General features: G+C 45.8%; 1 protein-coding gene and 1 other annotated feature. The gene reads right to left on the reverse strand.

Features of this window, described 5'->3' with window-relative positions; all coding sequences use genetic code 11:
* Positions 1-1,179, reverse strand: a protein-coding gene (locus JMY06_RS11665) for an IS3 family transposase (RefSeq protein WP_201618411.1) whose coding sequence is annotated in 2 segments (ribosomal slippage) — positions 1-903 and positions 903-1,179 — 1,180 coding nt annotated over the 2 segments. Because the reading frame shifts where the segments join, the coding sequence is not laid out codon by codon here. This gene is flagged as partial in the annotation.
* Positions 788-904, reverse strand: a sequence feature (AL1L pseudoknot). (Overlaps the previous gene by 117 nt.)
* Positions 1,180-1,229: the final 50 nt, after the last annotated feature.

Below are 1,229 nucleotides of genomic sequence, written 5' to 3' on the forward strand. Positions count from 1 at the left end.
GTCTTTCAAACTCAAAAGGTGACACATAATCAATAGCGCTATGCAGTCGTGTCTTATTAAACCAATCCACCCATTCAAGGGTTGCAAGCTCGACATCGTTAATGCCATGCCATTTTTCTTTTAGATACTCAATCACCTCAGACTTATACAATCCATTGACCGTTTCGGCTAATGCATTGTCATAAGAATCGCCAGTGGTACCCACAGAGGCAATAACATCAGAGTCAGCCATTCTATCCGTGTAGCGTATGGACAAGTACTGTACCCCTCTATCGCTATGATGAATGACCTCCTTAGGATTATTCCTATCTGCTATCGCTTGATTTAGAGCCGCCATAACCATATCAGTATTCATACGATTAGACACCTTCCAGCCAACGATAGCGCGAGCAAACACATCAATAATAAAGGCAGTATAGACCCAGCCGCTAGTTGTCTTGATATAAGTAAAGTCAGCGACCCATAGCTGATTAGGACGATGGGCATTAAAGTTACGGTTAACTAGGTCATCCGCTCTTTGCTGGTCGTCACGGCTGTTGGTGGTTATCTTGCCTTTGCCACGCCAAACCCCCTGTAGGCCATGCTGCTTCATTAACCGCTCAATAGTACAACGAGCAACGCATATGCCATCAGCTTTCATCTGTTGCCAGACTTTACGCGCACCATAACGACATTTGCTATCTTGCCAGATGCGCCTGATCTCACTGATGTAATAGTCGTCATGCTGCCGACGCCGTGAGCGCTTTTCTGGATTATTAGCTAAATATTTTTCACGGTAATACGTTGATGGGGCAATCGGTAGTACTCGACAGATCAGCTCGACCCCATAAAGATGTTTATTTTCGTCGATAAACTGAACCATTATTTCAGTTAGCGGTCGAGCTCCGCCTGGGCGAAAAAAGCGGCAGCCTTACGTATAATCTCATTGGCTTGCTTTAGTTCTTTGTTCTCACGTTCAAGCTCTTTAATACGTTGCTCTTGGCTTTGAGCTTGTACCGAGGCAGGTATGGTTTGGTCTATGTGCTTTTTATGCCATGACCGCAGGGTTTCAGGCGTGCAGCCAATCTTAGGAGCAATGGCTTGGACGGCTGACCAGGTAGAAGGATAGTCGCTTTCTGCTTCAATCAGCATGCGAACGGCGCGTTCTTTAATCTCGGGAGTGTAGTTTCGTGTTTTCATTGTCGTATTCTCTCAGATTGTTGAGTCTCCGACAATACCGGGGCGGTTCA

This window comes from Psychrobacter urativorans (assembly GCF_904846675.1).
Classification (GTDB): Bacteria; Pseudomonadota; Gammaproteobacteria; order Pseudomonadales; family Moraxellaceae; genus Psychrobacter; species Psychrobacter urativorans_B.